Genomic DNA, 26,772 nt, shown 5'->3' with positions numbered 1-26,772 from the left:
TCGTTCCATGCAATCAACAAAACAATTTTGGTTTGGTATTGGTCTAGGTGTTTTAGGAATCGTCCTATTTTCATCCAAGGCTGTAATGGTTAAATTAGCTTATACCTATGATGTTGATGTTATAAGTATTTTGCTTTTGCGTATGGTATTTTCTTTTCCGTTTTATGTTGTTATAGCTTATTTGTACCGCAATCAGAATAAATCTATCGAAACAGAAAAAAGAGATTATGCTTGGGTTTTCTTCTTTGGTTTTATTGGGTATTATTTAGCCAGTTATTTCGATTTTGTAGGGCTAACATATATTAAAGCAAGCTTAGAACGTATTATTTTATTTTTATATCCCACAATAGTTCTGCTATTAAATAAAGTCTTTTTAAAACAACCAATAACCAAAATACAGGCAGGTGCCATAGTTTTAACGTATTTTGGTATTGTTTTGGCTTTTTTCGATGAATTACATATCTCTGGAGCAGGAACAATTACAGGAGGTATATTTATACTGTTAAGTGCTCTTACATATGCATCATATTTAGTTGGTAGTGGTTGGCTAATTCCAAAATTTGGAGTTATGAAGTTTACAGCCTATGCAATGCTTGTGTCCTGTGTTTGCGTATTTATTCATTATAGTTTATTTAGTGAAACAGATATTTTTAGCTATTCTTGGGAAGTATATGCGCTTGGGTTTTTAATAGCTGTTTTTGCAACGGTTATTCCGTCTTTTTTGGTATCAGCATCAATTAAAATGATAAGCTCTTCAAATTTTGCTATTGTTGCAGGAATTGGTCCAATTTCTACTATTGTTTTGGCTGCAATTTTTTTAAATGAAAGACTAACATTACTGCAACTATTTGGTGCTTTGGTAGTTATAGTTGGAATCTTGTTGGTGTCCTTAAAAAAGCCCAAAAAACCTAAGCTTAGGTAATCAACAATATTTATTTTTTATTGTTAATTACTTTGTATCTCAGCTGTTTTATTTTTTAATTGGTTGTGCTATATTAGCGTGCTATCTCATAATTCTACAGCATTTTTTATGGCACAACAAACCAAATATACCGAAGATAATATACGTTCATTAGATTGGAAAGAGCATATTCGTATGCGACCTGGAATGTATATTGGAAAACTCGGTGATGGATCTTCGCCAGATGATGGAATTTATATTCTTTTAAAAGAGGTTTTAGACAACTCTATTGATGAGTTCGTTATGGGTGCAGGTAAAACCATTGAAATTTCTATTCAAGGGAGCAAAGTTATAGTTCGCGATTTTGGTCGTGGTATACCATTAGGAAAAGTAGTTGATGTTGTTTCTAAAATGAACACTGGTGGTAAATACGACTCTAAGGCGTTTAAAAAATCGGTTGGACTGAATGGTGTGGGTACAAAAGCTGTAAATGCATTATCTAATTATTTTAGAGTAGAATCTAATAGAGATGGGAAATCTGCATCAGCAGAATTTGAACAAGGAAATCTTACCAATCAAGATATGCTTGATGATACAACCCGAAGAAAAGGGACAAAAGTATCATTTATTCCTGATGAAACAATTTTCAAAAACTACAAGTACAGAAGCGAATATGTTGTAAAAATGCTTAAAAACTATGTGTATTTAAACCCAGGTTTAACCATAGTTTTTAATGGCGAAAAGTACTACAGTGAAAATGGTTTAAAAGATTTATTAGCTGAAAAAATTAATGAAACCGACTTATTGTATCCAATCATCCATTTGCGAGGCGACGATATTGAAGTAGCCATAACACATAGTAAAACCCAATATAGTGAAGAGTATAATAGTTTTGTAAACGGACAAAACACCACTCAAGGTGGTACGCATTTAAATGCTTTTAGAGAGTCTTTAGTTAGAACAATTCGTGAGTTTTTCGGAAAAAATTATGACGCTTCAGATATTAGAAAATCTGTAGTTAGTGCTATTGCTATTAAAGTGATGGAACCAGTTTTTGAAAGTCAGACTAAAACCAAGTTAGGTTCTACAGACATGGGCGGTGATTTACCAACAGTTAGAACTTATATAAACGATTTTCTAAAAAGAAATCTTGATAATTATTTACATAAAAATCAGGAAACCGCAGAGAAAATTCAACGTAAAATTCTTCAAGCAGAACGCGAGCGTAAAGAATTGTCTGGTATTCGAAAATTAGCAAAAGACCGTGCAAAAAAAGCGAGTCTTCACAATAAAAAACTTCGTGACTGTCGTGTGCATTTTGGTGATACTAAAAATGAAAGAAACTTAGAAACGACTCTTTTTATAACAGAGGGAGATTCAGCTTCTGGAAGTATTACTAAATCTCGAGATGTAAATACACAAGCCGTATTCAGTTTAAAAGGAAAACCATTGAATTCTTATGGATTAAGTAAAAAAATAGTTTACGAAAACGAAGAATTCAACCTTTTGCAAGCAGCTTTAAATATTGAAGAATCTCTAGAAGATTTAAGGTATAATAACGTAGTTATTGCTACAGATGCTGATGTTGACGGGATGCATATTAGATTGCTGTTAATTACTTTCTTTTTGCAATTTTTCCCAGAGGTTATAAAAGAGGGACATTTATATATTTTGCAAACTCCATTATTCCGTGTAAGAAATAAAAAGGAAACTATTTATTGTTATTCGGAAGAAGAACGGATTGATGCCATAGAAAAATTAAAACCAAAACCAGAAATAACCAGATTTAAGGGGTTAGGAGAAATATCGCCAGATGAATTCAAACATTTTATAGGAGATGATATTCGCTTAGACCCCGTAATGCTTGACGATAATATGTCTATTGAAGAACTATTGTCGTTTTATATGGGTAAAAACACACCAACTAGACAAGAATTTATTATTGATAATTTGAAAGTAGAATTAGATATTATAAAAGACAACTAAACTAAACATAATGTTATACAAGAAAAACAAAAGAGAAGTCCCAAAGCGGTCTTATGAGCATTTGCATGTACATGATGTTACAGCAAAAGCAAAAAAACGAAATAAAAAAGTAAGAACATATCTTAACGGAAGGCCAAAAAATTAAGATTTTTTAATGATTGAAGACCAAAACGACGATTTAACAAACGAACAAGACGAACCTAAAGAAACCATTACTCGTGTTACGGGTATGTATAAAGATTGGTTTTTAGATTACGCATCATATGTAATACTTGAGCGTGCGGTTCCTGCAATTGAAGATGGCTTTAAGCCTGTACAACGTCGTATAATGCATTCCATGAAAGATTTAGACGATGGGCGTTACAACAAAGTAGCAAACATTGTTGGTCATACTATGCAGTATCACCCGCATGGTGATGCTAGTATTGCTGATGCTATGGTACAAATTGGTCAGAAAGATTTATTAATAGACACTCAAGGAAACTGGGGGAATATTTTAACTGGCGACCGTGCAGCTGCTTCGCGTTATATAGAGGCACGAATTTCAAAATTCGGATTAGATGTTGTTTACAACCCTAAAATTACAGAATGGCAAGCTAGTTATGATGGTAGAAGAAAAGAGCCTGTAAACTTACCTGTAATGTTTCCTTTGCTTTTGGCGCAAGGCGGTGAAGGTATTGCAGTAGGTTTATCAACAAAAATATTGCCTCATAACTTCATTGAGCTTATAGATGCTTCAATCAAGCATTTACAAGGAAAACGCTTTACTATTCTACCCGATTTTCCAACAGCAGGAGTAGCAGATTTTTCAAATTATAATGATGGTTTAAGAGGTGGGAAAGTGCGTGTTAGAGCTAAAATTTCTCAACTAAATAAAAATACATTAACCATTACAGAAATACCTTTTGGTACAACCACATCATCCCTTATAGATTCGATTCTAAAAGCAAATGATAAAGGTAAAATTAAGGTTAAAAAAATAGAAGACAATACTGCGGCAGAAGTTGAAATACTAGTGCATTTGCCATCAGGTTTATCGCCCGATAAAACCATTGATGCTTTATATGCTTTTACGAGTTGCGAGTCGTCAATATCTCCTTTAGGTTGTGTTATTGAAGATAATAAACCTTTGTTTATAGGTGTTACAGAAATGTTGCGTCGCTCTACAGACAATACAGTTCAACTTTTAAAACAAGAATTAGAAATTAAATTAGGTGAGTTTGAAGAGCAATGGCATTTTGCATCTTTGGAACGAATTTTTATTGAAAACAGAATTTACCGCGATATTGAAGAAGAAGAAACTTGGGAGGGTGTTATTTCTGCTATAGATAAAGGTTTGAAGCCTCATATTAAACATTTAAAACGCGCCGTTACAGAAGATGATATTGTGCGTTTAACAGAGATAAGAATTAAGCGTATTTCTAAGTTTGATATTGATAAAGCACAACAAAAAATTGATGCTTTAGAAGATCAAATAGCTCAAGTTAAACATCATTTAGCAAATCTTATAGATTATGCAATTGCTTATTTTACAAGGCTTAAAAAAGATTATGGAGAAGGTAGAGAGCGTAAAACTGAAATTCGAACTTTTGATGATGTAGATGCTACTAAAGTTGTTATTAGAAACACAAAGCTTTATGTAAATAGGGCAGAAGGGTTTATTGGAACGTCACTTAGACGTGATGAATATGTTTGTGATTGTAGTGATATTGATGACATCATTGTTTTTACAAAACAGGGTAAAATGATGGTGACCAAGGTAGATTCTAAAACCTTTATTGGTAAAGATATTATTCATGTAGCTGTATTTAAAAAGAAAGATAAGCGTACCATTTACAATATGATTTATAGAGATGGGGCTAAAGGGCCATCATACATAAAAAGATTTGCGGTTACGAGTATGACTAGAGATAGAGATTACGATTTAACTAATGGTAACAAAGGGTCTAATGTGTTGTATTTCTCTGCAAATCCTAATGGTGAAGCTGAGGTTGTTACTATTCTTCTCAGGCAAGCTGGTAGTATTAAAAAATTGAAATGGGATATAGATTTCGCTGACATTCTTATTAAAGGGCGTGTTTCTAAAGGAAATTTAGTAACTAAATACACCATTAAGCGAGTTGAATTAAAAGAGAAAGGTGTATCTACTTTAAAACCTCGGAAAATATGGTTTGATGATACTGTACAGCGATTAAATGTTGATGGTAGAGGAGAACTGGTTGGAGAGTTTAGAGGTGAGGATAAGCTACTTATTGTTAATCAGTCGGGTATAATTAAAACAGTAACTCCAGAAGTTACTATGCATTTTGATGACGATATGATTGTTATGGAAAAATGGGTGCCGAAAAAACCTATTTCTGCTATTTATTTTAATGGAGAAAAAGAACTTTACTACGTTAAACGCTTTTTAATAGAAAACGAGGGAAGAGAAGAGTCTTTTATTTCAGAACATCAAAATTCGCAATTAGAAATTGTAACTACCGATTGGAAACCTATGGTAGAAGTTGTTTTTGCTAAAGAACGCGGAAAAGACAGAAAGGATAATTTAGAAATAAACTTAGAAGAGTTTATTTCCGTTAAAGGAATTACTGCATTAGGAAATCAGCTAACTAAAGATAAAGTAAATCAGATAAATTTATTAGAGCCTTTGCCTTATGAAGCTCCTGAGGAGGTTCATGCTGATGATTTGGATGTAGTTGATGAAGAGGATTTGTCGAGTAAAACTAATGACAATCAATCTGAAGGAACATCCGGCTCTGATGAAAATAAATCAGAACCAGATGTTGATGACGAAGGACAAATTACAATGTTTTAAAGGTTAAATACTATTATTTAATTCTTAATAACCATACTCTTTCAAAACCTTTTTCGCGCTGTTTAGCTAGTGTACGTTTTGATGCTATATCTCTATCCTCATAGCGGTCTACGTATACATAATTGAAATCGTCATTAGCGTCTTTTTTACCATATCTAGCATACGCACCATTAGCTCTTAAACGTTCTATTTCTTTTTCAGCGTTATCGACCTTTTTGTAACTACCCAGAATGATATAATAACCTGGTTTCAATTTACCACCAACAATATCAGATGGTGCTTCTTCAGTCATTACAGGGTATTTAAGAAGTTCAGCTTTTTCAGCTTCTGCCACAGGATCTATTTCTTCAATATTTTCAACAATGGTATCATCAACTTCAGTATTTGGTTCCTCAACAGCTATAGCAGGTTCTTCTTTTACCTTTTTTATACTTTTAATTTTCTCTCTGTTTCTTTTAACGTTTGCTAGCCATTCCGGTATTTCGTTTTCTTTTGGTCTTAAGTCAATAGATACACCCACAGAGTGTACATCATTAAAGACTTGGTCGCCTATAGCACTTTCGTAAGAGTAGCTAACTCTTATAAACTTTAAAAATCTTCCGCTTAAAGCTGCATTTAATGAGTAATTGTCTTTATACGAAACAGCTAATTCATAATTGCCTTTGTAATTTAAATTCGCAACACCTTCAAAGAAATCTAACTCGTCGTATGAATTATATCTTGCCATGGGTGAAAATCTAAAGCTGTCTGAAATTCGGAATCTATATGAAAGAAATGCGGTATAGCCTTCAATATTTGTAAATGGATCTAAACTCGTGTTGGAAAGATCGTTTTGTAATGCATAATTATTAAGAAAACCACCAATGGTTAAATTAAAATTGGTGTAGTGTAAGCCTAATCTGTAAATAGTGTTAAGGTCATTTTCTCTTGAAGACCTATCTTCGTTTAAACGATCTATACCAATAGAAGCTCCTAGATTTATATAATGAAATTCGTTCCCTAGGTTTAATCTGTAGCGGCCGTTAAAAAACATTTGAGAATATCTAAAAACTTGATAGCTATGCCTAGAGTAATCCAAACCAAAAGCAACATTATCAAAAGGAGATAGTTGTGCTGCTATGTATTGCGATGTGTTAGATATATCTGTATCTGAAGCCTGAATAATGGCGGACATATTATATTCACCGTTTAATGATACAAAAGATGGATCTTCTAGGTAACGATTAATTTGGTTCTGGCCATTATAAACAATGCGTTGACCAATCATAGAGATTGTAAATAGTAAAAAAACGGATAAACTAATTGTCTTTTTCATTGCTTCAAAATTCTAATGTTTCTATTTATTCTTATTATCAAAACAATTAATTTTAATTGGATTAGGTTTAATGGATTTGATAAAAACTAATAAATCTTGATAAATATACGATAAAATGCATATATAATCGTTTAAATGTAATTTAATTTAAAAAGTGTAGCTTAATATTTATACTATTTTAATTGAGTTAACTAGAATATTTAAGTCTATCTTCAAGAGCTTTTACTATAATATTGGGTTCAGTTTTATAATCAAACCAGAGAGTTTCTTTGTTCTTTTTAAACCAAGTTAGCTGCCGTTTTGCAAAGCGACGTGTATTTTTCTTTATTTCTGCGATGGCAAAATCTAATTCCCACTTTTCATCTAAATATTTAAATAACTCTTTGTAACCTACTGTATTTAATGAATTTAATTTTTTAAAATCATATAAATTTTCAACTTCGTTTAGTAGCCCCATCTTTATCATAGTATCTACTCGTTGATTTATTCGATTGTAGATAATCTCTCTATCTGCCATAAGACCAACACTTATTGTTTTAAAATTCCGATTGGCTAGCTTTTTACTTAAAAAAGAGGAATAAGGTTTTCCAGTTCCAATACAAATTTCTAGTGCTCTAATAATGCGATGAGGATTATCAATAGCTATGGTTTCATAACTTTTTAAATCTAATGTTTTTAGCTGTTCTTGTAAATGTAGTAAACCTTTTGTTTTTAACTCGTTATTAAGATTTTCTCTTATGGTTGAATCTATATCAGGGAAATCATCTAAACCTTTTGTAACGGCATCAACGTATAGTCCTGAACCACCAACCATAATAACTATATTGTTTGTTTTAAAAAGGGTATTTAAAGTTTTTAAAACTTCCTTTTCAAAAATGCCAACGCTATAATTATCATGTATAGATTTATTATGAACAAAATGATGCTTTGCAGATGCCAATTCTTGTTTGGTAGGGGCTGCTGTACCAATTTCCATTTCTTTGAAAAACTGCCGAGAATCAGCAGAAATAATTTCAGTTTTAAAATGTTGGGCTAATTTAATGCTTAAAGCTGTTTTTCCAATTGCAGTTGGACCAACAATAGAGATAAGATATTTAGTCTTCATTTAGTAATTCACCACAATTGTAGCAATACTCGGCATTATCACGATGCTTTCTAGCCATACAATATTGGCAAGTTTGAGTATTGGTTTCAATTGAACGTTTATTTGTTCGTATCATTTCTGCAGATACAATACCAGTAGGAACAGCAATAATAGCGTAACCCATTAGCATAATTACAGAGGCTATTAATTGACCTAAAGCTGTAGCGGGAGCAATATCTCCGTAGCCAACTGTAGTAAGCGTTACAATAGCCCAATAAACACTCCTAGGAATACTTGTAAAGCCACTATCTTGACCACTTTCTACTAGATACATAATGGTACCTAAAATGACGCAAAGAATAAATACGAACATCATGAATAAGATGATTTTTGCACGGCTTAGTCTTAATGCTCTGATTAGATTTGTAGATTCTCCAATGTATCTAGTTAATTTAAGAATTCTAAAAACACGCAGAAGTCTCAACGCTCTGAGCGCTACTAATGAATGCGAACCTACTAAAAAGAATGATAAATATTTTGGAATAGTGGAAAGTAAATCAATAATACCATAAAAGCTAAAGATGTATTTAGTAGGTTTTTTTACAGATACAATTCTAGCGATATATTCAATAGAAAACAGAACTGTAATTACCCATTCTGCTGTATTTAGAATGTCATGGTATTTTTTATCAATTTCTTCAATGCTTTCAAGCATGACAAAAATGATACTTACAATAATGGCAATAAAAAGTACAATATCAAAAAACTTACCTGCAGGGGTATCTGCTTCGTAAATTATTTCATGAAGTCTAAATCTCCAGGTATGTTTTTTTGGCTTTTCCATTTAATCAAATATAAGAAAGATTATTCTTGTCTTTTTATTAGAATTAATGAATTGGTTTGAATGTCTACTATTTTACTCATAAACTCTTTAAGGTATGGGTAGTAATCTGGGGTGTATATGTGTGATTTAAAATTTATTCTAAACGAAAGACTAAAAGACGTTTCATTAAATGTGCTTGCAAAAACAATATTTCCCATATTATTAGGTAAAGCTAATTTTAAATCAGTTGGTTTTTCTTTTATGGCGTAGCTTTCATCAAAATTTAATTTAAGCATATAGAAATAAGAATCTTTGTACCCAAAATCTATTGGGTATGTTCTTTCTTGTAATTTAAAGGGGTTTTCTTTAAAAAAAGTAACAAAAAATGGATTTAAATAAATATTACTATTTGTATCGTCTGGAATGTATTCAATATTATAACTTTCAATAAAATTTTCACTTTCAGAATCTTTATGAATAGTTTCGTAATCTGAAATTTCTCCATAAGGAAATTTATCTTCAAGGTTGCTTATGTACTTATCTGGATTCGGGTAATAGCGTTTTTTAATATTTAAGGCATGGTAGCCTGTTCTTTTGGAACTAATTTTTCCAGTAATTAAATTATCATTTTCTAAATTTAAATTTACCTGATAATTTACAGATGATATTTTATTTGGCTTAATATCTATCCATTTACTGCCTTTTTTAAAGTCTAAAAGTCTCCCATATTCATTTAAGCATCTAAAGGGAACAGCTCCAAAATTCAAATAGCTATCTGTGGCATCTAATAAATACGTTTTTTCATCAACTGTAACTTGGGCTATTAAGTAATTGAAATCTGATAATACAGGGTAGATTTTTGTAGGAAAACCATTTTCTCTGGTAGAAATAAGTAGTGGATTTACATCAATATCAGATGCTTTTAATAGGTTGTGCAGTAGTATATTAATAGATGAAGCATTGCCTGATTTATTTTTTAATAAGCCTTTTACTGACCCTTCAGAAAAAAGTTTATATTCACCATTCCATGTGTAATTATCTTGAACGTAATTATAAATTAATTTGGCTTTTGTTAATTTATTTTTCTCATTAATTATTCCTTGGCTTAGGTAATCTTCGGGTTTAATAGATTTATTGAGTTGTCTACCAATTTTGGCATCTGTTTTTAAATCTTTATCTACAGTTTTCCATGTTTTGGTATAGTCCTTTTTGGTGCCATCAAAACTATTAAAGGTTTTTAATTCGTAATCTATTTTTGCTAAATAATTAGATTCGCTGGTCATGTAGTCTTCTTCAACAAACGCAGGAATATTTTCCATAACGTACTTATAATTTCCACAGTGTGCGGAACCTCCATTTCCTACTTCTAAACAATTTTTTTCAATTTCAGACTCATTAACAGATAACTTTTTGCCTCCAACGAGTTTAATATTATATTCCCAATTACCCGGTATACTGGCTCTATATTCACTATATATTTTAGGTATTTCACTTTGAAATTTCCATCCTTTGTATTTGAACATAAAAGGAGAGCGTAAAGTATAACTATAGGTAATAACAGAGCCAACTTTAATATTTGGTAGTGTAAATTTTACTAGTGTATAATTATCGTTATACTTTTCTTTAAAAATATCTTTTTCTTCTAATTTTGTTGTAATTACTTTATTTTCAACTAGGTTGTAGGTAGTAGCTATTATGTTTTTTACTCTTTCAAAGTTGTTACCATCATTGTACAAATACAAAACAATGTTAGCTTCATCAAAGGCTTCTTTACTTAATATTTTTATTTTATGTTTTTCTTGAGTCCTTAAGTCATAGTCATTTCTATCTACATAGCTATTACCGTATTCGTAAATTACAAGGGCATTGGCAGTAGAATCTTTTTCATAAGATTGCATCTTTAAATCATTAAGTGTTACTCTAAATTTATTTTTAGAATTGTTTGATTGCGATAATGATATAAGGGTAATGAATAGAAAGAAAAATGTTAGAATGTACTGTTTCATTTAATCAAATGTAATTATTTTTAATCGTTTATTCTTTCTCAAATAGCTTTGAATAATATGTTGCGTGTGTCTATTGTTGTTCATTGGTGTGATAATGGATTCTAAAACTTCAAGATTGTTTATTTGATAATTAAGGTTGAAAAACCCTAAGCCTTTAAAAACACCATTCTGAATTAATATTGCACTTCGTTCATCAACTTTTCGGCCTCTATCAATAATCACCATATTTTTGTTTGAGTAGCTATTTTTTTCAATTAAAGATAATACGCGTTTATTGTATAATTCTGGACTTTCCTTTTCTATGCAAGCACCTTCACACTCTTTTATTTCGTATTTAAAACAACTACTTTTTGTTTTGTATAGACCAGACAATTTTTGACACAGATTATAATCCTCAACAGCTTTGGTAATAAAACTTTTTCCACTCTGTCTATTACTGAAGGTTGTAATTGGTTTTTTACGTCCGTCTGCAATGTCAATTTTAAGATTTAAATAGTTGTTTCCATCTTTAAAAGCATATAAAGCATGAGTAAAGATGTTGCGCCTTAAGGCTCTGTTGTGTAATGGTTTAACTCGTTTTATTTCTTCACTTTCTTTTAAGAGTGCAACGAGCTCACTTCCAGTAGCTTCGTATGTTACAGCGGTAACCTGAGTTTGTATTTTTTTAGATTTATGATTCGTGTTGGTGAAGTGCTGGTTAATACGTTTTTTTATATTATTACTCTTGCCTATGTATATAATTTTACCATCAGCTTTATGAATATAGTATACACCAGTTTCAGATGGCAGACTTTCAAGAATATCTAAATGTCTTGGTTCTAACTGTCTTTTAGGGTTTAACCTAATAGATTTTTGGATAATTGTTTTGGTAGAATCTTTATCAAGAAGCATTTTGAACAACTTTACAGTGGCAAGCGCATCACCAGAAGCTCTATGTCTATCTGTTACAGGAATACCCAACGAGCGTACTAATTTGCCTAAACTATAGGATGGTAAATCAGGAATTAAATCTTTTGCTAATTCAACGGTACATAAGGTTTTTCTTTTATAGTCGTAACCTAATCTTTTAAATTCTGTACCTAATATTCTATAGTCGAACTGTGCGTTATGGGCTACTAAAATACAATCTTCTGTTATTTCAATAATACGTTTTGCTACTTCATAAAACTTTGGAGCGTTACGAAGCATATTGCTATTTATTCCAGTTAAATTAACTACAAAAGGTTGGATGTCTCGCTCGGGATTTACTAAGCTTATAAACTGATCTACAACCTCGTGTCCATCATATTTATAAATTGCAATTTCCGTGATGCCTTCTTCATTATATTTACCACCAGTGGTTTCTATGTCTACAATTGCGTACAAATACTTTTAGTTAAAAGTTAAAAACTAATAGTTAATAGTTAATGATTTTTTGATTTCATTGTATTGATTGTTGAAACTAACATTTTAATAAGCTCTTTATTTATATTAACAAGTTTTGTAAATATATCATGATTTATATAATTAGTATCTTTTAGTAATAAAAGCCAATATTCAGTTTCATTTGCTTCTTTCAGAGCAATACTCATTTTATTTATGAAATCTTTATTTGATTGAGCAAATTCTGCCTCTCTTATATTTGCACCAATTGATGTACCACTTTTTAATAATTGCCTAGATAAAGTAAATTCTTTTTTTTCAGAAGAAATAGTTTTGTATGATTTTACTATTAAAATAGCAAAATCATAACTCTTATTTTTCAATATTGACTCTTGCATAAAACTGTTAACTTTTCACTTTTACTTGTTAACTTCTAAGTCCAAATATACTACTTCCAACTCTAACCATGGTGCTTCCACAATCAATGGCTAATTTATAATCGCCGCTCATACCCATTGAAATTATTTTTAAGTCGCAGTTTGAGGTTTGTATGGAATTTAAATTATCAAAAGTATTTTTTAAAACTGTAAATTCTTGTTTAATTTGATTTTTGTTGTCGGTAAATGTTGCCATTCCCATTACACCAGTAATTTTTATATTTTTTAAGTCTGAAAAGGCTTCAGACTGAAGAATTTCTAAAGCATCAACTTCAGTCATACCAAATTTAGAATCTTCCGAAGCTATTTTTATTTGAAGTAAACAATCTATAACTCTATTATGTTTTAAGGCTTGTTTGTTAATTTCTTTTAGCAATTTAAAATTATCTACACCATGAATTAAGCTAACAAATGAAGCCATGTATTTCACCTTATTTCGTTGAACATGCCCAATCATATGCCAAGAAATATCCTTTGGCATAGCTTCAAACTTTTCTGCCATTTCTTGGATTTTGTTTTCACCAAAAATACGCTGGCCTGCATTATACGCTTCCATTAAATCGCTTATTGGCTTAGTTTTAGAAACAGCAACTAATGTTACATGATTTGCAATAGATGACTTTATATTATTAAGGTTTTGTGTTATGCTCATTTATTTCCTATTTCTTTTTTTATGAATTATTGAACAACTATAAAATTTCACTAACGTTAAAATTCATAAATAGTTATTCCACTTCTTAGTTTAGGTAGTATATAAGTGCTTTTTGGTGGCATTTTTAATCCTTCGTCTGCGATATTTTTAATTTGTTTAATGGTAGCAGGACACATCCCAAAACCAATTTTAAATTCTCCACTATCTACACTGCTTTTAATAGTTATCATTTCATGTCTGCCATTAACATATTCAATACGGTTGTCGTTTCTTAAATTATGAATACCTAAAATGGGTTGTAGTATGGTTTTATATAACAATTCTGCATCAAGTTGATCCAGAGCTGTATTGAATTTATATCGTTTTTTTCTTAAATATAAAGAGTAAAATTCACCATCCAAATACATGCTGAAATGATGTGGTTTTGATGGTGTATAAGGAATACTTCCTCTGTTTGTTATACGAAATAAATAATCCAGTTTAATTAAAAAGGTTTCTTTAGTTAAGCCGTTTAAATCTTTTATAAGCCGATTAAACTCATGAATGACTAAATCTGATTCTGGTATGAGGTACGACATGAAAAAATTATAGGATTCACTTCCATTGTGATTTGTATTTTTATTCTTTTCATCTTCATATAAGAGAAAGGAAGAAGCAGATCTATGATGCCCATCAGCAATATAAATGGTTTTCATTTTATCAAATTCGTTTTGAACTTGATTAATAGCTTTTTCATTATCTAATTTCCATAAATAATGTGTGTCTCTGTAGGTCATTGTAAACTCAAATTCGGCATAATTTTTTTGAGTTTCCTTAATAATTGACGCAATAATATCATTATCAGGATAGGTAAGTAGTACAGGTTCAGCATTAAAACCTACAGTTTGTAAATAGGTTTTAAAAGTTTGTTCTCGTTTTGCTATAGTGTCTTCGTGCTTTTTTATAATATTTTGCTCGTAATCTTCTGCACTTGTTGCAGCAATAATACCGTTAAACTCTTGGCCGTGTCTGTTTACAATTTTATAAACATAAAGCGAGGGCTTTTCGTCTTGAATAAAAACGCCATCTTCCTTAAACTCTAAATACCTATTTCTAACTAATTTGTAACGTTCTTCACCATGAATGGCTTTGTGGTATTTATATCCCGGATTTACAATGTGAAGAAAACTGTAAGGGTTATAATCCATACGAGATTCCCTCTCGTCAACAGTATAACTTTGGTATGGTCGGGCAGCGACTAAACCTACAATGGCTCTTGTTGGTCTCACAGCTTTAAATGGAATTATTTTAGCCATAGGTTTTAATTTCAATTGATTAGATTGGAAAATTTTCTGTAATCTTCTTCAGAGAAAAATATGTGCTTTGGGATATAAATGAATTTTGCCTTAGACATGTATAATAGCCAATATTTGGGTTTTGAAATTATTTTTTGAATGCTATCTGGGTTTAATTTAGTCTCATTCTTATTGCCTTTAAAATATAGAAATTCATCATCAAAACATAAACTTGTTTCAGCGAATATGGGCTGATGTCCTTTAGATCTTGACCAAAAATATAGATAAGTAAACATAAGGAAAGGATAAAAAAAAGAAAATAACACAAAAAAAGTACTAAAGCTGTCCTCTCCAAATTTAGGTAAATACAAAACGCCTAATAAGAACATCAATAGATAAAGCCACCAAGATTTTTTTAGTCGTTTAGATATAACAATCTTGGAGTACTCATTTTTTGTTAATGCGTATTTTTTTGTCTGAATCATTATTTTGAAAATTGCCTAGAAACTTTCTCAGCTTTTCTACTTTCAGAATAATCATAAAAACCTTCACCAGATTTAACTCCTAATTTACCAGCTCGAACCATATTGACTAACAGCGGACAAGGAGCGTATTTAGGATTTTTAAATCCATCATACATTACATTTAGAATAGATAAACAAACGTCTAAGCCAATAAAATCTGCTAATTGTAATGGTCCCATGGGATGTGCCATACCTAACTTCATAACCGTGTCAATTTCTTCAACGCCTGCAACACCATTATACAATGTTTCGATAGATTCATTAATCATGGGCATTAAAATTCGATTTGCTACAAAACCAGGATAATCATTTACTTCAACAGGAATTTTTCCTAAGGTTTTAGAAAGTTCCATAATGGTATTGGTAACCTCATTACTAGTATTATAGCCTCTTATTATTTCAACCAATTTCATTATCGGAACTGGATTCATGAAATGCATACCAATAACACGTTCGGGTTTTGATGTAGCCGCTGCTATTTGCGTTATTGATATGGAAGATGTATTAGTTGCCAAAATCGCTGATTCCGAACAAGCGTCATCTAATTCTTTAAAAATTTTAAGTTTTAAATCTAAATTTTCAGTTGCAGCTTCAAGAACCAAAGCGGCAAAATCTACACCTTCTTTAATATTAGTAAAAGGAGTGATGTTATTTAGAGTATCTGTTTTTTGTTGCTCTGTAATCTTTTCTTTAGCAACCATTCTATCTAAATTCTTAGCTATGGTTTGTAAACCTTTGTTTAGAGCCTCTTCGCTAACATCAATCAACTGTACTTTAAAACCACTTTGAGCAAACGTATGAGCAATACCATTTCCCATGGTGCCAGCACCAATTACAGCAATGTTTTTCATTTTAAAAACTTTTTATAATTTGAGTAGCCACTCGAAGTGCTTCTGTACCGTCGTGAAGCGTTACTACTGGGGTTGTATTGTTATTTATGGCATCAGCAAAAGTTTCTAATTCATCAAGAATAGAATTATTGTCAGGTACTGGCGGATTATCAAAATAAATCTGTTTTTTAATACCTTCAGCATTTTGTAAAATCATATCAAAATCTCCTGGGTTTTCAGGAGCGTCTTTCATTTTTACAACTTCACATTTTTTAGTTAAAAAGTCAACTGAAATATAGGCGTCCTTTTGAAAAAAACGTGCCTTACGCATTTTTTTTAGAGAAATTCTGCTAGCTGTTAAATTGGCTACACAACCATTTTCAAATTCTAAACGAGCGTTAGCAATGTCTGGTGTATCACTAATAACGGCAACACCACTGGCTGAAACATTTTTCACTTTAGATTTTACAACACTTAAAATAATATCTATATCATGAATCATTAAATCTAAAACAACAGGAACATCAGTTCCTCTAGGATTAAATTCTGCCAAACGATGTGTTTCAATAAACATTGGTGACTTTATATCATCTTTTACAGCTAAATACGCTGGATTAAAACGCTCTACGTGTCCTACCTGTCCGCGTAAATTGTGTTCTGCTAAAAGTTCTCTAATATGTTCTGCTTCTTCAACAGTATTGGTAATGGGTTTTTCAATAAAAATATGCTTTCCTTTTGCTATGGCTTGTTTTGCACAATCATAGTGCGAGAGTGTAGGTGTAACAATATCAACCATATCAACTGCGTCAATAAGGGCATCAATAGAATTAAAAAAAGTATATCCAAATTCTTGTTCTACTCGTTTACCGTTTTCTTCATCAGCGTCATAAAAGCCAACAAGGTTGTATTTTTCTGATTGTTTAAGTAGTCTTAAATGAATTTTTCCTAGGTGACCAGCACCAAGTACTCCAGCGTTTAGCATAATTTTTATGTTTTCAACAAAATTAAAATAATAATGTATCAATTTACTTAATTAATGTGAATATTTGGAATGAATTTCACGAAAAATAAAATCTGAATAAATAGTTTCAAGCTTTAAAATGTTTAACTAATTTTAGCAGAACTAACATCACCAAAATTGAAAGATACATTTAAACACAAAGGGCTACGACAACAGCTTGTTAACGTATTAATTAACAAAGGAATAAAGAATGATGCCGTTTTAAACGCCATTGGAAAAATACCGAGGCATTTATTTATGGATTCAAGTTTTTTAGACCATGCTTATCAAGATAAAGCGTTTCCTATTGGTGCAGATCAAACTATTTCGCAGCCTTATACAGTAGCTTTTCAATCTGAATTACTACAAATAAAACCTGGCGATAAAATTTTAGAAATTGGTACAGGAAGTGGCTACCAAACAGCTGTTTTATGCGAATTGGGAGCCAAGGTTTATAGTATAGAGCGCCAAAATGAATTGTTTAAAAAAACGAGTAAATTTTTACCTAAGTTAGGCTATCGTGCAAAAAAACTAATTTTTGGTGATGGGTATATTGGGCTAGAAGAAGAAGCTCCTTTTGAAGGTGTTATAGTTACTGCTGGTGCTCCTTTTGTTCCCAAACCATTATTGAGTCAGCTAAAAATAGGAGGAAGGTTAGTTATTCCTGTAGGTGATGATGTGCAAGTTATGACTATGTTTACTCGAAAAGGCCAAAAAGAATTTGACCAAGAAGAATTTGGTGAGTTTAGGTTTGTGCCTTTATTGGAGGATAAGAACTAAGTGGTTAGTCTTCTAAAATTTTAGTTTCAAAACCATCAATACTTGTTGTGTTTTTTTCTTCCCAGTATTTTTCAATGCGATCTTTTCCTTGTTTTTTAGACCATGCATTAAGTTGTCCGCGTTCTTCTTTAAAATCCATAAACGGTATTGAATAACCACAAGAAGTTTGTGCCGAATCAACATTAACCTCAATTATTTGTCTTGATCCAGTGTTATCTTCAAATAATCCAATATGTTTTTGGAATTCATCATCGCGTTCATGATAAACTTTTGCGCTACCATAAAGCCTTAATATAAGTGGTTTGCCCTCGAAAGCACACATCATAATCGTTATTCTATTCTTTTTTAAAAGATGAGCAGCTGTTTCGTTTCCGCTACCTGTAAGATTTAACCAAACTACTTTATTTGGGCTTAAAACTCGAAGCGTGTCATGTCCTTTTGGTGATAGATTGATACGACCATCTTCAGCTGCAGTTGCTACAAAAAAGATTTTTTGGTTTTTGATAAAGTCTTTTAATTCGGGTGTTATTTCAGTAAAAAATTTGCTCATTTATTTTAATATTAAAATCCATTCATCCCGCCAACAACAGGTAACGTTAAACTCGTTCCATCCAAATCAATAGTTAATTCTGTTCCTGGTTTTGGATGAAGTGTATAGTCTTTATCACTGGAAAATATCATTAAACCTATTTGTTGTCCTGCTTTTATAATTTGGTCGTCGGGCATTAATTCAAAAGAAATCTCATAAAACTTACCAGGTTTTAAAGGTTCACTTTTGGTTAAAGACTTATGGTTTTGAGGATCTGCCCAACCTCGTGTAATAATATTATCTGTAGTTTTTACGCGTCGTCCTTCGTTCCATGGTAAGGACACTAACCAAACCGATAAATTTACTGCAGGTTTGTTGCTTGCTAGTTTCACGGTTATTTTAGGGATACCAGAAATGTGTAAATCTTTTGAAAGCTTAGGAGTTACAAATAGCAAACGGTGATTGGTAATTTCTGCTCTAGCCAATGCTTCGCCGGAGAATGAATAATTATCAACCAAAGTTTCTTTTCCCTCGTTAGGGGATTTGGTTGGTGCTAAAACACCAGCATTTGGAGCTCCGCCAGCTAAGTAGAGAGTCACGTCTTTTGCATCAGGGTTTGGGTAGTCTTTGTATGGTGTTGGTTCGCTCATTTTATCACCTTCACGAACAATCCAAGCTTTATTAGTTTCGTTCTCTACACCATTGTCTATTACGTGTAAATAATGTGTAAACCATTTATTCATCATACCAATAGGTGGCGGTCCACCATGACCAAATTGGTGATAGTAAATACCAGTGTGTAGTCCCATTTCAGAAGCTTTTTTATAAATACGATAACTGTGCTCTGGCATCACATTCCAATCGTTAAAACCGTGCGACATTAATAATGCTGCTTTCATAGGTTTCATTTGATTTAGATAATCACGTCCAGCCCAAAAATCATTATAATCTCCTGTTATTCTATCCATACCGTTTTTCATTTCGGTATCACGAATTTTAGCGTTGTTATGAGCACGTTTCGATTCATCACCACTATGAATATAATCGTATAAAACATCGATATCTTCTCCTAAATAACCACCCGGAGAACGCACTAACCCGTTAGAGCGATAATAATGATAATAAGATGTGTTCGGCGCAACAGGAATTATTACTTTTAAACCGTCAACACCAGTTGTTGCAGCAGCTAGTGGAATAGTACCATTATAAGAAGTACCTGTCATACCAACTTTTCCAGTAGTCCAAAAAGCTTTAACTTCTTCATTCCCGTAAGGTTCTGTGTAGCCTTTAGCACGACCATTTAACCAATCTATAACAGCTTTTGGCGCTAAAGATTCGTTTTGACCTCCAACGGTTGGAGACCCTTGAGACAGTCCTGTTCCTGGTGAACATGAATGTACCACAATATAACCTCTTGGAACCCAAGTTTTAATTTGTGAATTTGATATTATAGGTCGTTTGCCTAAACGTGTTACTTCAGGATGAACGCGTTCTTCTGCCATTTTACCAAGTTCATGTTTAACATTCCAAAATACACCATCAACATCTGGTGCAACACCAGCATAATAAGGACTAGATTCATAAATTACAGGAAGTTTTAACCCTTCAGTATCGGTTTGATAAGGTCTGGTAACATCAACATGCATGCGGTCTAACTTTCCGTCGCCATCCGTATCAAAAGTGGTTTCAACAAATAAATCATGTCTAATCCATTTTTCAGGTGTATTGAAGGCTTCTACAATTTGCGCTTCACCATCTTTAAAAATTGGTTCTGTTTTTTCTTGGGCATTAACAGAAATTATTGATAGTACTATTAGTATGAATGCTATATTATTTTTTACAAATTTTATCATAAATTAGGTTATTTTAGGCTTTTGGTAAATAGGCTTTTGGTATAGGATTTATTTCAGTTTCATGAGTCCAGAAAATATTAACTACCCACCAGCGTTTGCCATCAAATTGCAATTGGATACTATTAATACCTCGCATAAATGGCTTTTCATCGGCTTCACTCTTGTATGATTCGTAGGTGCTAAAAACATGAGCTATACTGCCAAAACCATCCGTTTTTCTGTAAATTTCTTTTTCAAAAAAACCATTCTCCACTAACCATTTTCCTGAGCTTTTAATATAATCATCAGGTTTCATGTAACGAGCCATATATTCTCCCTCTTCATTTTTACCCATGGGGATAAGTTTTGCATCTGGTCTAAAAAGATATTTAAAAAGTTTCCAATCACGTTCTTGTCCTTTTTCTCCAGAAATAACTGCGTAAAGTGTTTCTATTGTGCTATCTAGAGTTTTAACTTTTGTTGAATAATCTTTTGTTTCTTGAGCATTTAAAGTAAAAAACAATGCCAAAAAACAAAATGTAAAGTAGATTTTTTTCATATTGAAAAAAGTATTTAGTTAGAGTGTACAAAGTAGTATTTTCAATAAAAATGAAGCGTTAAGGCTTTCATAAATTATTTGTAGATTTTCTTGATTCTATCAAGGTTTCGTTTATTATCTCTGTCCTTAATAGTTTCGCGTTTATCATAAAGTTTTTTACCTTTTGCTAAGGCAATTTCAAGCTTTGCATAGCCTTTTTCATTAATAAATAAACGCAATGGTATAATAGTTAATCCTGTGTTTTGAACTTCTTTATTAAGTTTTTTAAGTTCTTTTTTATTTAATAGAAGCTTACGGGTAGCTTTCGGTTTATGGTTATAATAATTACCAAAAGCATATTCTTGAATCGTCATATTAACCACAAAAAGTTCTCCATTTTCATTAAACTCGCAAAAACTTTCTGCAATAGATGCTTTACTACTTCTTATAGATTTTATTTCGGTACCAGTTAATACAATTCCAGCAGTGTATTTATCCAATATTTCATATTGAAAACGTGCCTTTTTGTTTTGTATGTTTATGTTTTTTTGCATGAAGCACAAAGCTACATAATTTTGTACGTAATGCATCACCTTGTTTTATTGAAAAGTTAAAGAAAGTGTAATAGGTTTTAAATTAATACGAATACTTCTATTTTAGCATTATATTTTTTATATATGAAGAAGTTTTTTTTACTTGCCTTAAGTTTAGTTTTATTGGTGTCTTGCGCCAGTGTTAAAAAGTACAACTCTCAAATTACCTCATTACATGCTGTTGAAGATTTACATGATGATGTAGATAAACTCTATAAACAATTACAAAAACATCATCCAAAACTTTACCAATATACACCTAAAGCAGATTTAGATTTTAAATTTGATAGCTTAAAAAAATCAATTAACCAGCCTTTAGACTCAAAGACGTTTTATAAAAAATTGGCGCCTGTAGTTACAAATGTTAGGCAAGGGCATGTTGCTGTAAGTTCCGTATCTAAACGATTCACAAAAAAAGAACGTAAAGCACTAAGTAAAAAAAAGTTTGAATTTTACGATTTAGCTTTCGAGTATTTAGAAGATAAACTTTGGGTTAAAAATAGTTACGGAAAAGACTCAACTTTAGTTGGTAATGAAGTATTAAGTTTAAATGGAGAATCTGCATCTAAACTAGCCGAAACTTATAAAACCCGTTTTGCTTCAGATGGTTATAATAAAACTCTTCATAATAGGTTTGTAGGAAAAGCATTTACAGCATATTATGTTAGAGACAAAGGTTTTTTAGACAGTTTGCAGGTTACCTTTAAATCTAAAGATTCGGTGTTTACTAAAATGTTTAAAAGGATTCCAAAAAAGGAAAAGAAAGATTCGCTTGCTATAGATACCGCAGCAGTTAAAAAAGTAAAGCCCAAAAAGTTAACAAGTGAAGAAAAAAAGGAAAAACGTTTAGCATCAAGAAAGAAGCGAAAGGATAATAAAAAATACGGATATATTTCAAAAATAAAGGATTACACGCGTAGTTTAGATTTCATAGGCGAAGATAGTACCGTAGCTTACATGAAAATACGAGCTTTTTCAAACGGAAATTACAAGAAATTTTATAAAGAAAGTTTTGCAAAAATAGATTCTGCTAAAACGACTAATTTTATTTTAGATTTAAGAGATAATGGAGGCGGAAGAATAGCCGAAATAGAAAATTTGTATTCCTATTTAACCGATAAAGATTATCAATTTATATTGGAAAGTGAAGTGAATAGTAGAATTCCCTTCATGAAATATTTAATGAGTAATACAACACCTGTTAGTCTTAAAGTGGTCTCTGGGTTATTATCACCAATTATTATTACAGGAAACTTAATTAAAACAAAAAAGAAAAACGGTAAGTTGTACTATAAGTTTAAAGAGTCTAAAATTCAAGAACCAAGCCCATTAAACTACAAAGGTAAAATGTATGTTTTAATAAACGGGAATTCGTTTTCTGCATCTTCATTAATTTCAACGCACCTAAAAGCAACTAAGCGCGCCACTTTTGTTGGAGAAGAAACAGGAGGTGCCTATAACGGAACTGTAGCAGGGGTTTATAAAGTTTACCAATTGCCAACAACAAAGTTAAAGGTAAGAATGGGTTTAATGCAAGTTGAAGCACCTCAAAAACAAGAACCAGATGGTTATGGAATTAAGCCAGATGTAGAAATTAGTCCTACTGTAAAAGATAGAAGAGCAGGGGTAGATACCGAATTAGAATGGATTCTTAACGATATAAAGAAACAGGAATAATTTGCTCAAAAAAACTGGAAAACCTATAAATTCCTTGAATCTAAATTCGTATTTTTGGTTTTCGATTTTTTTAATAAAAAAACTTCAATAAAAATATATGAATTCATACGATGTAGCCGTTATCGGTTCTGGTCCTGGAGGATACGTAGCAGCCATTCGCTGTGCGCAATTAGGCATGAAAACTGCCATAATAGAAAAATACTCAACATTAGGCGGTACGTGTTTAAATGTAGGTTGTATTCCTAGTAAAGCACTTTTAGATTCTTCACATCACTACGAAGATGCAGTAAAGCATTTTGAAGAACATGGTATTGAAGTTCCTGGTGAGGTAAAAGTGAATTTAGAAAAAATGATAGCAAGAAAACAAGCTGTTGTAGACCAAACTACTGGCGGTATTGATTTCTTAATGAAAAAGAATAACATTGATGTCTATCAAGGTTTAGGAAGCTTTAAAGATGCAACTCATATTACTATTGCAGGAGAAGAGACTACTGAAATAGAAGCAAAAAACACCATAATAGCTACGGGAAGTAAGCCTTCTAATTTGCCATTTATCGAACTTGATAAAGAGCGCATTATTACATCTACAGAAGCTTTAAAACTTAAAGAAATACCAAAACATATGATTGTTATTGGTGGAGGTGTTATTGGTTTAGAACTAGGTCAAGTTTACAGACGTTTAGGAGCTGAGGTTACTGTTGTTGAATACATGGATAGAATTATCCCAACTATGGATGCTGGCTTGTCTAAAGAATTAAATAAAGTTTTCAAGAAAGCTAAATTTAAAATGCAAGTGTCTCACAAAGTGAAATCTGTGGAGCGTAAAGGCGATGAAGTTATTGTGAAAGCTGATAACAAAAAAGGCGAAGAAGTAGAATTTAAAGGCGATTATTGTTTAGTATCAGTTGGTCGTAGTCCTTACACAGATGGTTTAAATGCTGAAGCTGCTGGAGTAAAATTAGACGATAGAGGAAGAGTAGAAGTTGATGCCCATTTACAAACATCAGCATCAAATATTTATGCTATTGGAGATGTGGTTAAAGGCGCGATGTTAGCTCACAAAGCGGAAGAAGAAGGTGTATTTGTTGCGGAAACAATTGCTGGACAAAAACCACATATAGATTATAACTTAATTCCGGGTGTTGTTTACACATGGCCTGAAGTTGCGGCTGTTGGTAAAACAGAAGAAGAACTTAAAGAAGCTGGTATAGAATATAAAACAGGTTCTTTTCCTATGCGTGCATTGGGTAGAAGTAGAGCAAGTATGGATTTAGATGGATTTGTGAAAATTCTAGCCGATAAAACAACGGATGAAATTTTAGGAGTGCATATGATTGGAGCTCGAGCTGCCGACATGATTGCAGAAGCTGTTGTAGCCATGGAGTATCGTGCATCTGCAGAGGATGTTTCTCGTATGTCTCATGCACATCCAACGTTTACAGAAGCTATTAAGGAAGCAGCATTAGCAGCTACAGAAGATAGAGCTTTGCATATTTAACATACAATTCTTATCATAATAAGATAAAAAGCAACCTTTAAGGCTGCTTTTTTTTTGTTTTAAAGAGAAACATTATACTTTGTTAATTTTTTGTTAAATAAATTTTTATACATTAGTAACGACTAATCAACCAACCAATCAAAATGAAACTAGTATTTGTATTTCTACTTACGCTTTTCTGTACCATTTCTTATTCTCAAACTATAAATATTCCAGACCAGAATTTTGAACGAGTACTTGTTGAAGAAGGTATTGATAGCGATAAAACAGTAAATGGGCGTGTATTAAGAATAGATGTGCAATCTGTAACGTTTTTAGATTTATTTAATAAGAAAATTAAAAGTTTAAAAGGGATAGAGGAATTCACATCACTTACGTATTTAGACTGCAGAAATAATTACTTATCAAGTTTAGATTTAAGTAAAAACATTTCTTTAAGTACGCTTTACAGTGATGTAAATAATTCAATAAAAACTAGCTCTAATGATTTGGCTTTTAATTGGTTTGATCAGTAAAATTAAAGTTTCCCTTTAAAATAAATCGTTTAAAACCTTAGCTAATCTAATTCCTGCTTTTTGTAGTTGAGAACGCACAGTGTCAAAATTCTTATAAGAATAGCTATATCTTAAATTGTCGTTAGGTTTTGTATTCTTATATACTTCTCTGGTTAATTCATGGGTTTCGTCAACCCAATCTATAATACTACCATTTTGTATAGCTTTTTTCTGCTTTTTACTTAGTGTTTTAACATTGTTAGCTAGCTCTGTGTAGCTCATATTATAATCCTCAATCATATGCTTGTCCCAAACTCTATGAAGATTTGAGTCTTCATTAAACCACTGTACTTTAAAATCGTTTCCACCACGGTCTTCTTCTAGTGCTATATGCATGGGTTGATGCAAATCTCCAATAAAATGAATAAGTAATTTTAGGTAAAAAGCTTTGTCATCGTTAGTTGTATTATCATCTTTTATAATTTTTATACAGTAATTTATTCCGGATACTAAATCGCCCTCTGGATTTTTTTTTGAATTTTTATAATCCATGTCCATAGGCATATTTATATAATGCCACGTGTAAAATTCATTATAACGTCTATCCGATTTAATTTCATCAGCAAAAGTAGAAGCAAAAGCTAAAGATTGGCCTTTAAGAATTTTTTTAAGCGCTCGTTTCGTTTTACCTGTTATGTGTTTACTAGCTATTTCTCCAACTACTCTGTGTCCGGTTTGACTCCAAACATCGTTATAAGCATGACTGTTTATTGGTGAAATAAATATTATAGCAATAAGGAGAACATTTAGAGACTTCATAACTTAAAATTTTTGCTAATTTATGAATATCATATAGAAGAATGAGGTTTATAATACCCAGTTAACAAAAGTTTAATCATCTTTATACTTTAATTGCAAAATTACTTTTTTGCGTAGTAAATGCGTATATATAAATAACCGTATATAATAACTTAAATATATTTTGCAATTTATGTGACTTTTTAAATAAGTGCGTGTCTTAAAAATTAATAACAACTAAATAGCGTAAGCTAAATTTGAAAACCCTAGACAAAATTAATACACTATCTGATGAAGATTTGATAGAAGCAATTGTGAAAACAAATAACACATTGCTTTTTGAAACTTTGTATGACAGGTATGCCGGTTTGGTATATAACAAATGTTATGGTTTTGCTAAGGATGGTGATGAAGCAAAGGATTTAACACAAGATGTTTTTTTAAAACTCTTTGTTAAATTGGCTAGCTTTAAGGGCAAATCGAAGTTTTCAACTTGGTTGTATGCGTTTACCTATAATCATTGTGTAAACTATGTAACAAGAAATACGGCTAAGAAGTTTGAAAAGCAGTCGGTTGATTATAAAGACATAGAGAATCTTTCTGAAGACGATGAAGAAGATAATAGTTTCCTTAACATGAAAGTTGAAAAGTTAAAGGTTGCATTAGAACTTATTTCTCCGGAGGAAAAAATGATTCTCTTATTAAAATACCAAGATTTTTTAACCATAAAAGAGATTGGAAGTGCTTTAGATTTAGGAGATAGCGCTGTAAAAATGAGAATTAAACGCGCAAAAGATAAACTAGTAACCGTATATAACGAAAACCAAAATTAATGGATAATCCATTTAAACATATAAACCAGCCTCTAAAGGAAGTTCCGCCAGAGTTAAAGTCAAAGGTGATGAGTGATATCGCTATGGCTAAACTCTTAATGGATTTGGCTGCTTTGTTTTCTTATAATTTTAGTCATGTTATAGAAACAGTAGTAAGCAATAGAAATAAGAAAAACCAATAACCAATTATA

The 26,772-nt window shown here is 31.7% G+C and carries 25 protein-coding genes; 9 read left to right on the top strand and 16 right to left on the bottom strand.

Translation table 11 applies throughout. The features are described from left to right. Window positions 1-7 precede the first annotated feature (7 nt). The 3 genes from ABD939_RS10735 to ABD939_RS10725 all read left to right on the top strand — a co-directional run bounded on the left by ABD939_RS10735 (window position 8) and on the right by ABD939_RS10725 (window position 5,702). Window positions 8-922: a DMT family transporter gene (locus ABD939_RS10735; protein WP_345168220.1), complete on the top strand. Its 915-nt coding sequence runs from the start codon at window positions 8-10 to the stop codon at window positions 920-922. A 108-nt stretch (window positions 923-1,030) separates the two neighbouring features. Continuing rightward, on the top strand, window positions 1,031-2,887 hold the full coding sequence (locus ABD939_RS10730; protein WP_345168218.1) for a DNA topoisomerase IV subunit B: 1,857 nt from the start codon (window positions 1,031-1,033) through the stop codon (window positions 2,885-2,887). Window positions 2,888-3,041: 154 nt separating this feature from the next. After that, on the top strand, window positions 3,042-5,702 hold the full coding sequence (locus ABD939_RS10725) for a DNA gyrase/topoisomerase IV subunit A (RefSeq protein ID WP_345168216.1): 2,661 nt from the start codon (window positions 3,042-3,044) through the stop codon (window positions 5,700-5,702). A gap of 13 nt (window positions 5,703-5,715) precedes the next feature. Here the strand turns inward: ABD939_RS10725 and ABD939_RS10720 are convergent, their stop codons facing one another. From ABD939_RS10720 to ABD939_RS10670, 11 genes are all read right to left on the bottom strand, one after another. Next, the gene (locus ABD939_RS10720) at window positions 5,716-7,017 is read right to left on the bottom strand and encodes an SPOR domain-containing protein (RefSeq protein ID WP_345168213.1); all 1,302 of its coding nucleotides are present in this window, start codon (window positions 7,015-7,017) and stop codon (window positions 5,716-5,718) included. Window positions 7,018-7,204: 187 nt separating this feature from the next. Then, window positions 7,205-8,122, bottom strand: a complete 918-nt coding sequence (gene miaA, locus ABD939_RS10715; protein WP_345168210.1) for a tRNA (adenosine(37)-N6)-dimethylallyltransferase MiaA — start codon at window positions 8,120-8,122, stop codon at window positions 7,205-7,207. After that, window positions 8,112-8,945, bottom strand: coding sequence for an ion transporter (locus tag ABD939_RS10710; protein WP_345168208.1), 834 nt, complete (start codon window positions 8,943-8,945; stop codon window positions 8,112-8,114). The genes miaA and ABD939_RS10710 overlap by 11 nt, the downstream gene beginning before the upstream one ends. A 20-nt stretch (window positions 8,946-8,965) precedes the next feature. Continuing rightward, window positions 8,966-10,930 (bottom strand): DUF3857 domain-containing protein, encoded by a 1,965-nt coding sequence (locus tag ABD939_RS10705; RefSeq protein WP_345168205.1) that lies wholly within the window; start codon window positions 10,928-10,930, stop codon window positions 8,966-8,968. After that, on the bottom strand, window positions 10,931-12,295 hold the full coding sequence (locus ABD939_RS10700; protein WP_345168203.1) for a 3'-5' exonuclease family protein: 1,365 nt from the start codon (window positions 12,293-12,295) through the stop codon (window positions 10,931-10,933). 38 nt (window positions 12,296-12,333) lie between these two features. Further along, window positions 12,334-12,675 carry a four helix bundle protein gene (locus ABD939_RS10695; RefSeq protein ID WP_345168202.1) on the bottom strand — a complete coding sequence of 114 codons (342 nt, stop codon included), beginning with the start codon at window positions 12,673-12,675 and terminating at the stop codon, window positions 12,334-12,336. Window positions 12,676-12,718: 43 nt separating this feature from the next. Beyond that, window positions 12,719-13,381, bottom strand: coding sequence for a YggS family pyridoxal phosphate-dependent enzyme (locus ABD939_RS10690; RefSeq protein WP_345168200.1), 663 nt, complete (start codon window positions 13,379-13,381; stop codon window positions 12,719-12,721). A gap of 56 nt (window positions 13,382-13,437) precedes the next feature. Next, window positions 13,438-14,676: a DUF1015 domain-containing protein gene (locus ABD939_RS10685; protein ID WP_345168198.1), complete on the bottom strand. Its 1,239-nt coding sequence runs from the start codon at window positions 14,674-14,676 to the stop codon at window positions 13,438-13,440. Window positions 14,677-14,687: 11 nt separating this feature from the next. Continuing rightward, the gene (locus ABD939_RS10680; RefSeq protein ID WP_345168195.1) at window positions 14,688-15,140 is read right to left on the bottom strand and encodes a YcxB family protein; all 453 of its coding nucleotides are present in this window, start codon (window positions 15,138-15,140) and stop codon (window positions 14,688-14,690) included. After that, the gene (locus ABD939_RS10675; RefSeq protein ID WP_345168192.1) at window positions 15,140-16,030 is read right to left on the bottom strand and encodes a 3-hydroxyacyl-CoA dehydrogenase family protein; all 891 of its coding nucleotides are present in this window, start codon (window positions 16,028-16,030) and stop codon (window positions 15,140-15,142) included. Before ABD939_RS10675 ends, ABD939_RS10680 begins: the two co-directional genes overlap by 1 nt. A 1-nt stretch (window position 16,031) precedes the next feature. Continuing rightward, a complete protein-coding gene (locus tag ABD939_RS10670; RefSeq protein ID WP_345168190.1) occupies window positions 16,032-16,991 on the bottom strand; it encodes a Gfo/Idh/MocA family protein in 960 nt (319 codons plus the stop codon). Between the two features lie 156 nt (window positions 16,992-17,147). On the opposite strand from ABD939_RS10670, the gene ABD939_RS10665 reads away from it, so the two are divergent. Next, on the top strand, window positions 17,148-17,789 hold the full coding sequence (locus tag ABD939_RS10665) for a protein-L-isoaspartate(D-aspartate) O-methyltransferase (RefSeq protein WP_345168187.1): 642 nt from the start codon (window positions 17,148-17,150) through the stop codon (window positions 17,787-17,789). Window positions 17,790-17,793: 4 nt separating this feature from the next. Here ABD939_RS10665 and ABD939_RS10660 read toward each other — a convergent pair whose 3' ends face one another. From ABD939_RS10660 to smpB, 4 genes are all read right to left on the bottom strand, one after another. Beyond that, entirely contained in the window at window positions 17,794-18,339 is a 546-nt protein-coding gene (locus ABD939_RS10660; protein WP_345168185.1) for a pyridoxamine 5'-phosphate oxidase family protein, read from the bottom strand. 11 nt (window positions 18,340-18,350) lie between these two features. Beyond that, on the bottom strand, window positions 18,351-20,171 hold the full coding sequence (locus tag ABD939_RS10655; protein ID WP_345168182.1) for a Xaa-Pro dipeptidyl-peptidase: 1,821 nt from the start codon (window positions 20,169-20,171) through the stop codon (window positions 18,351-18,353). A 13-nt stretch (window positions 20,172-20,184) separates the two neighbouring features. Next, window positions 20,185-20,709 (bottom strand): hypothetical protein, encoded by a 525-nt coding sequence (locus ABD939_RS10650; RefSeq protein ID WP_345168179.1) that lies wholly within the window; start codon window positions 20,707-20,709, stop codon window positions 20,185-20,187. 74 nt (window positions 20,710-20,783) lie between these two features. Further along, entirely contained in the window at window positions 20,784-21,242 is a 459-nt protein-coding gene (smpB, locus tag ABD939_RS10645; RefSeq protein ID WP_345168176.1) for an SsrA-binding protein SmpB, read from the bottom strand. Window positions 21,243-21,365: 123 nt separating this feature from the next. On the opposite strand from smpB, the gene ABD939_RS10640 reads away from it, so the two are divergent. The 3 genes from ABD939_RS10640 to ABD939_RS10630 all read left to right on the top strand — a co-directional run bounded on the left by ABD939_RS10640 (window position 21,366) and on the right by ABD939_RS10630 (window position 24,971). Further along, a complete protein-coding gene (locus ABD939_RS10640; protein WP_345168174.1) occupies window positions 21,366-22,958 on the top strand; it encodes a S41 family peptidase in 1,593 nt (530 codons plus the stop codon). A 97-nt stretch (window positions 22,959-23,055) separates the two neighbouring features. Then, window positions 23,056-24,456 (top strand): dihydrolipoyl dehydrogenase, encoded by a 1,401-nt coding sequence (lpdA, locus tag ABD939_RS10635; protein WP_345168172.1) that lies wholly within the window; start codon window positions 23,056-23,058, stop codon window positions 24,454-24,456. A gap of 143 nt (window positions 24,457-24,599) precedes the next feature. Then, window positions 24,600-24,971: a hypothetical protein gene (locus tag ABD939_RS10630; protein ID WP_345168170.1), complete on the top strand. Its 372-nt coding sequence runs from the start codon at window positions 24,600-24,602 to the stop codon at window positions 24,969-24,971. Window positions 24,972-24,986: 15 nt separating this feature from the next. On the opposite strand, the gene ABD939_RS10625 is transcribed toward ABD939_RS10630, so the two are convergent. After that, on the bottom strand, window positions 24,987-25,769 hold the full coding sequence (locus ABD939_RS10625) for a S1/P1 nuclease (protein ID WP_345168168.1): 783 nt from the start codon (window positions 25,767-25,769) through the stop codon (window positions 24,987-24,989). Between the two features lie 236 nt (window positions 25,770-26,005). On the opposite strand from ABD939_RS10625, the gene ABD939_RS10620 reads away from it, so the two are divergent. Continuing rightward, window positions 26,006-26,581 carry an RNA polymerase sigma factor gene (locus ABD939_RS10620; protein WP_345168165.1) on the top strand — a complete coding sequence of 192 codons (576 nt, stop codon included), beginning with the start codon at window positions 26,006-26,008 and terminating at the stop codon, window positions 26,579-26,581. Beyond that, window positions 26,581-26,763: a hypothetical protein gene (locus tag ABD939_RS10615; protein WP_109353385.1), complete on the top strand. Its 183-nt coding sequence runs from the start codon at window positions 26,581-26,583 to the stop codon at window positions 26,761-26,763. The genes ABD939_RS10620 and ABD939_RS10615 overlap by 1 nt, the downstream gene beginning before the upstream one ends. Window positions 26,764-26,772: the final 9 nt, after the last annotated feature.

The sequence above is a fragment of the Algibacter aquimarinus genome (genome assembly GCF_039543265.1).
Classification (GTDB): Bacteria; Bacteroidota; Bacteroidia; order Flavobacteriales; family Flavobacteriaceae; genus Algibacter_B; species Algibacter_B aquimarinus.
The sequence above is the reverse complement of the archived record's forward strand: the minus strand, read 5'-3'. Positions and strand labels throughout refer to the sequence as shown.

Bases quoted from the DNA above. Each gene is read 5' to 3' on its own strand.
- ABD939_RS10735 (WP_345168220.1), top strand. From the start codon at position 8: ATGCAATCAACAAAACAATTTTGGTTTGGTATTGGTCTAGGTGTTTTA.
- ABD939_RS10730 (WP_345168218.1), top strand. From the start codon at position 1,031: ATGGCACAACAAACCAAATATACCGAAGATAATATACGTTCATTAGAT.
- ABD939_RS10725 (WP_345168216.1), top strand. From the start codon at position 3,042: ATGATTGAAGACCAAAACGACGATTTAACAAACGAACAAGACGAACCT.
- ABD939_RS10720 (WP_345168213.1), bottom strand. From the start codon at position 7,017: ATGAAAAAGACAATTAGTTTATCCGTTTTTTTACTATTTACAATCTCT.
- miaA (WP_345168210.1), bottom strand. From the start codon at position 8,122: ATGAAGACTAAATATCTTATCTCTATTGTTGGTCCAACTGCAATTGGA.
- ABD939_RS10710 (WP_345168208.1), bottom strand. From the start codon at position 8,945: ATGGAAAAGCCAAAAAAACATACCTGGAGATTTAGACTTCATGAAATA.
- ABD939_RS10705 (WP_345168205.1), bottom strand. From the start codon at position 10,930: ATGAAACAGTACATTCTAACATTTTTCTTTCTATTCATTACCCTTATA.
- ABD939_RS10690 (WP_345168200.1), bottom strand. From the start codon at position 13,381: ATGAGCATAACACAAAACCTTAATAATATAAAGTCATCTATTGCAAAT.
- ABD939_RS10685 (WP_345168198.1), bottom strand. From the start codon at position 14,676: ATGGCTAAAATAATTCCATTTAAAGCTGTGAGACCAACAAGAGCCATT.
- ABD939_RS10680 (WP_345168195.1), bottom strand. From the start codon at position 15,140: ATGATTCAGACAAAAAAATACGCATTAACAAAAAATGAGTACTCCAAG.
- ABD939_RS10675 (WP_345168192.1), bottom strand. From the start codon at position 16,030: ATGAAAAACATTGCTGTAATTGGTGCTGGCACCATGGGAAATGGTATT.
- ABD939_RS10670 (WP_345168190.1), bottom strand. From the start codon at position 16,991: ATGCTAAACGCTGGAGTACTTGGTGCTGGTCACCTAGGAAAAATTCAT.
- ABD939_RS10660 (WP_345168185.1), bottom strand. From the start codon at position 18,339: ATGAGCAAATTTTTTACTGAAATAACACCCGAATTAAAAGACTTTATC.
- ABD939_RS10655 (WP_345168182.1), bottom strand. From the start codon at position 20,171: ATGATAAAATTTGTAAAAAATAATATAGCATTCATACTAATAGTACTA.
- ABD939_RS10650 (WP_345168179.1), bottom strand. From the start codon at position 20,709: ATGAAAAAAATCTACTTTACATTTTGTTTTTTGGCATTGTTTTTTACT.
- smpB (WP_345168176.1), bottom strand. From the start codon at position 21,242: ATGCAAAAAAACATAAACATACAAAACAAAAAGGCACGTTTTCAATAT.
- ABD939_RS10640 (WP_345168174.1), top strand. From the start codon at position 21,366: ATGAAGAAGTTTTTTTTACTTGCCTTAAGTTTAGTTTTATTGGTGTCT.
- lpdA (WP_345168172.1), top strand. From the start codon at position 23,056: ATGAATTCATACGATGTAGCCGTTATCGGTTCTGGTCCTGGAGGATAC.
- ABD939_RS10630 (WP_345168170.1), top strand. From the start codon at position 24,600: ATGAAACTAGTATTTGTATTTCTACTTACGCTTTTCTGTACCATTTCT.
- ABD939_RS10625 (WP_345168168.1), bottom strand. From the start codon at position 25,769: ATGAAGTCTCTAAATGTTCTCCTTATTGCTATAATATTTATTTCACCA.
- ABD939_RS10615 (WP_109353385.1), top strand. From the start codon at position 26,581: ATGGATAATCCATTTAAACATATAAACCAGCCTCTAAAGGAAGTTCCG.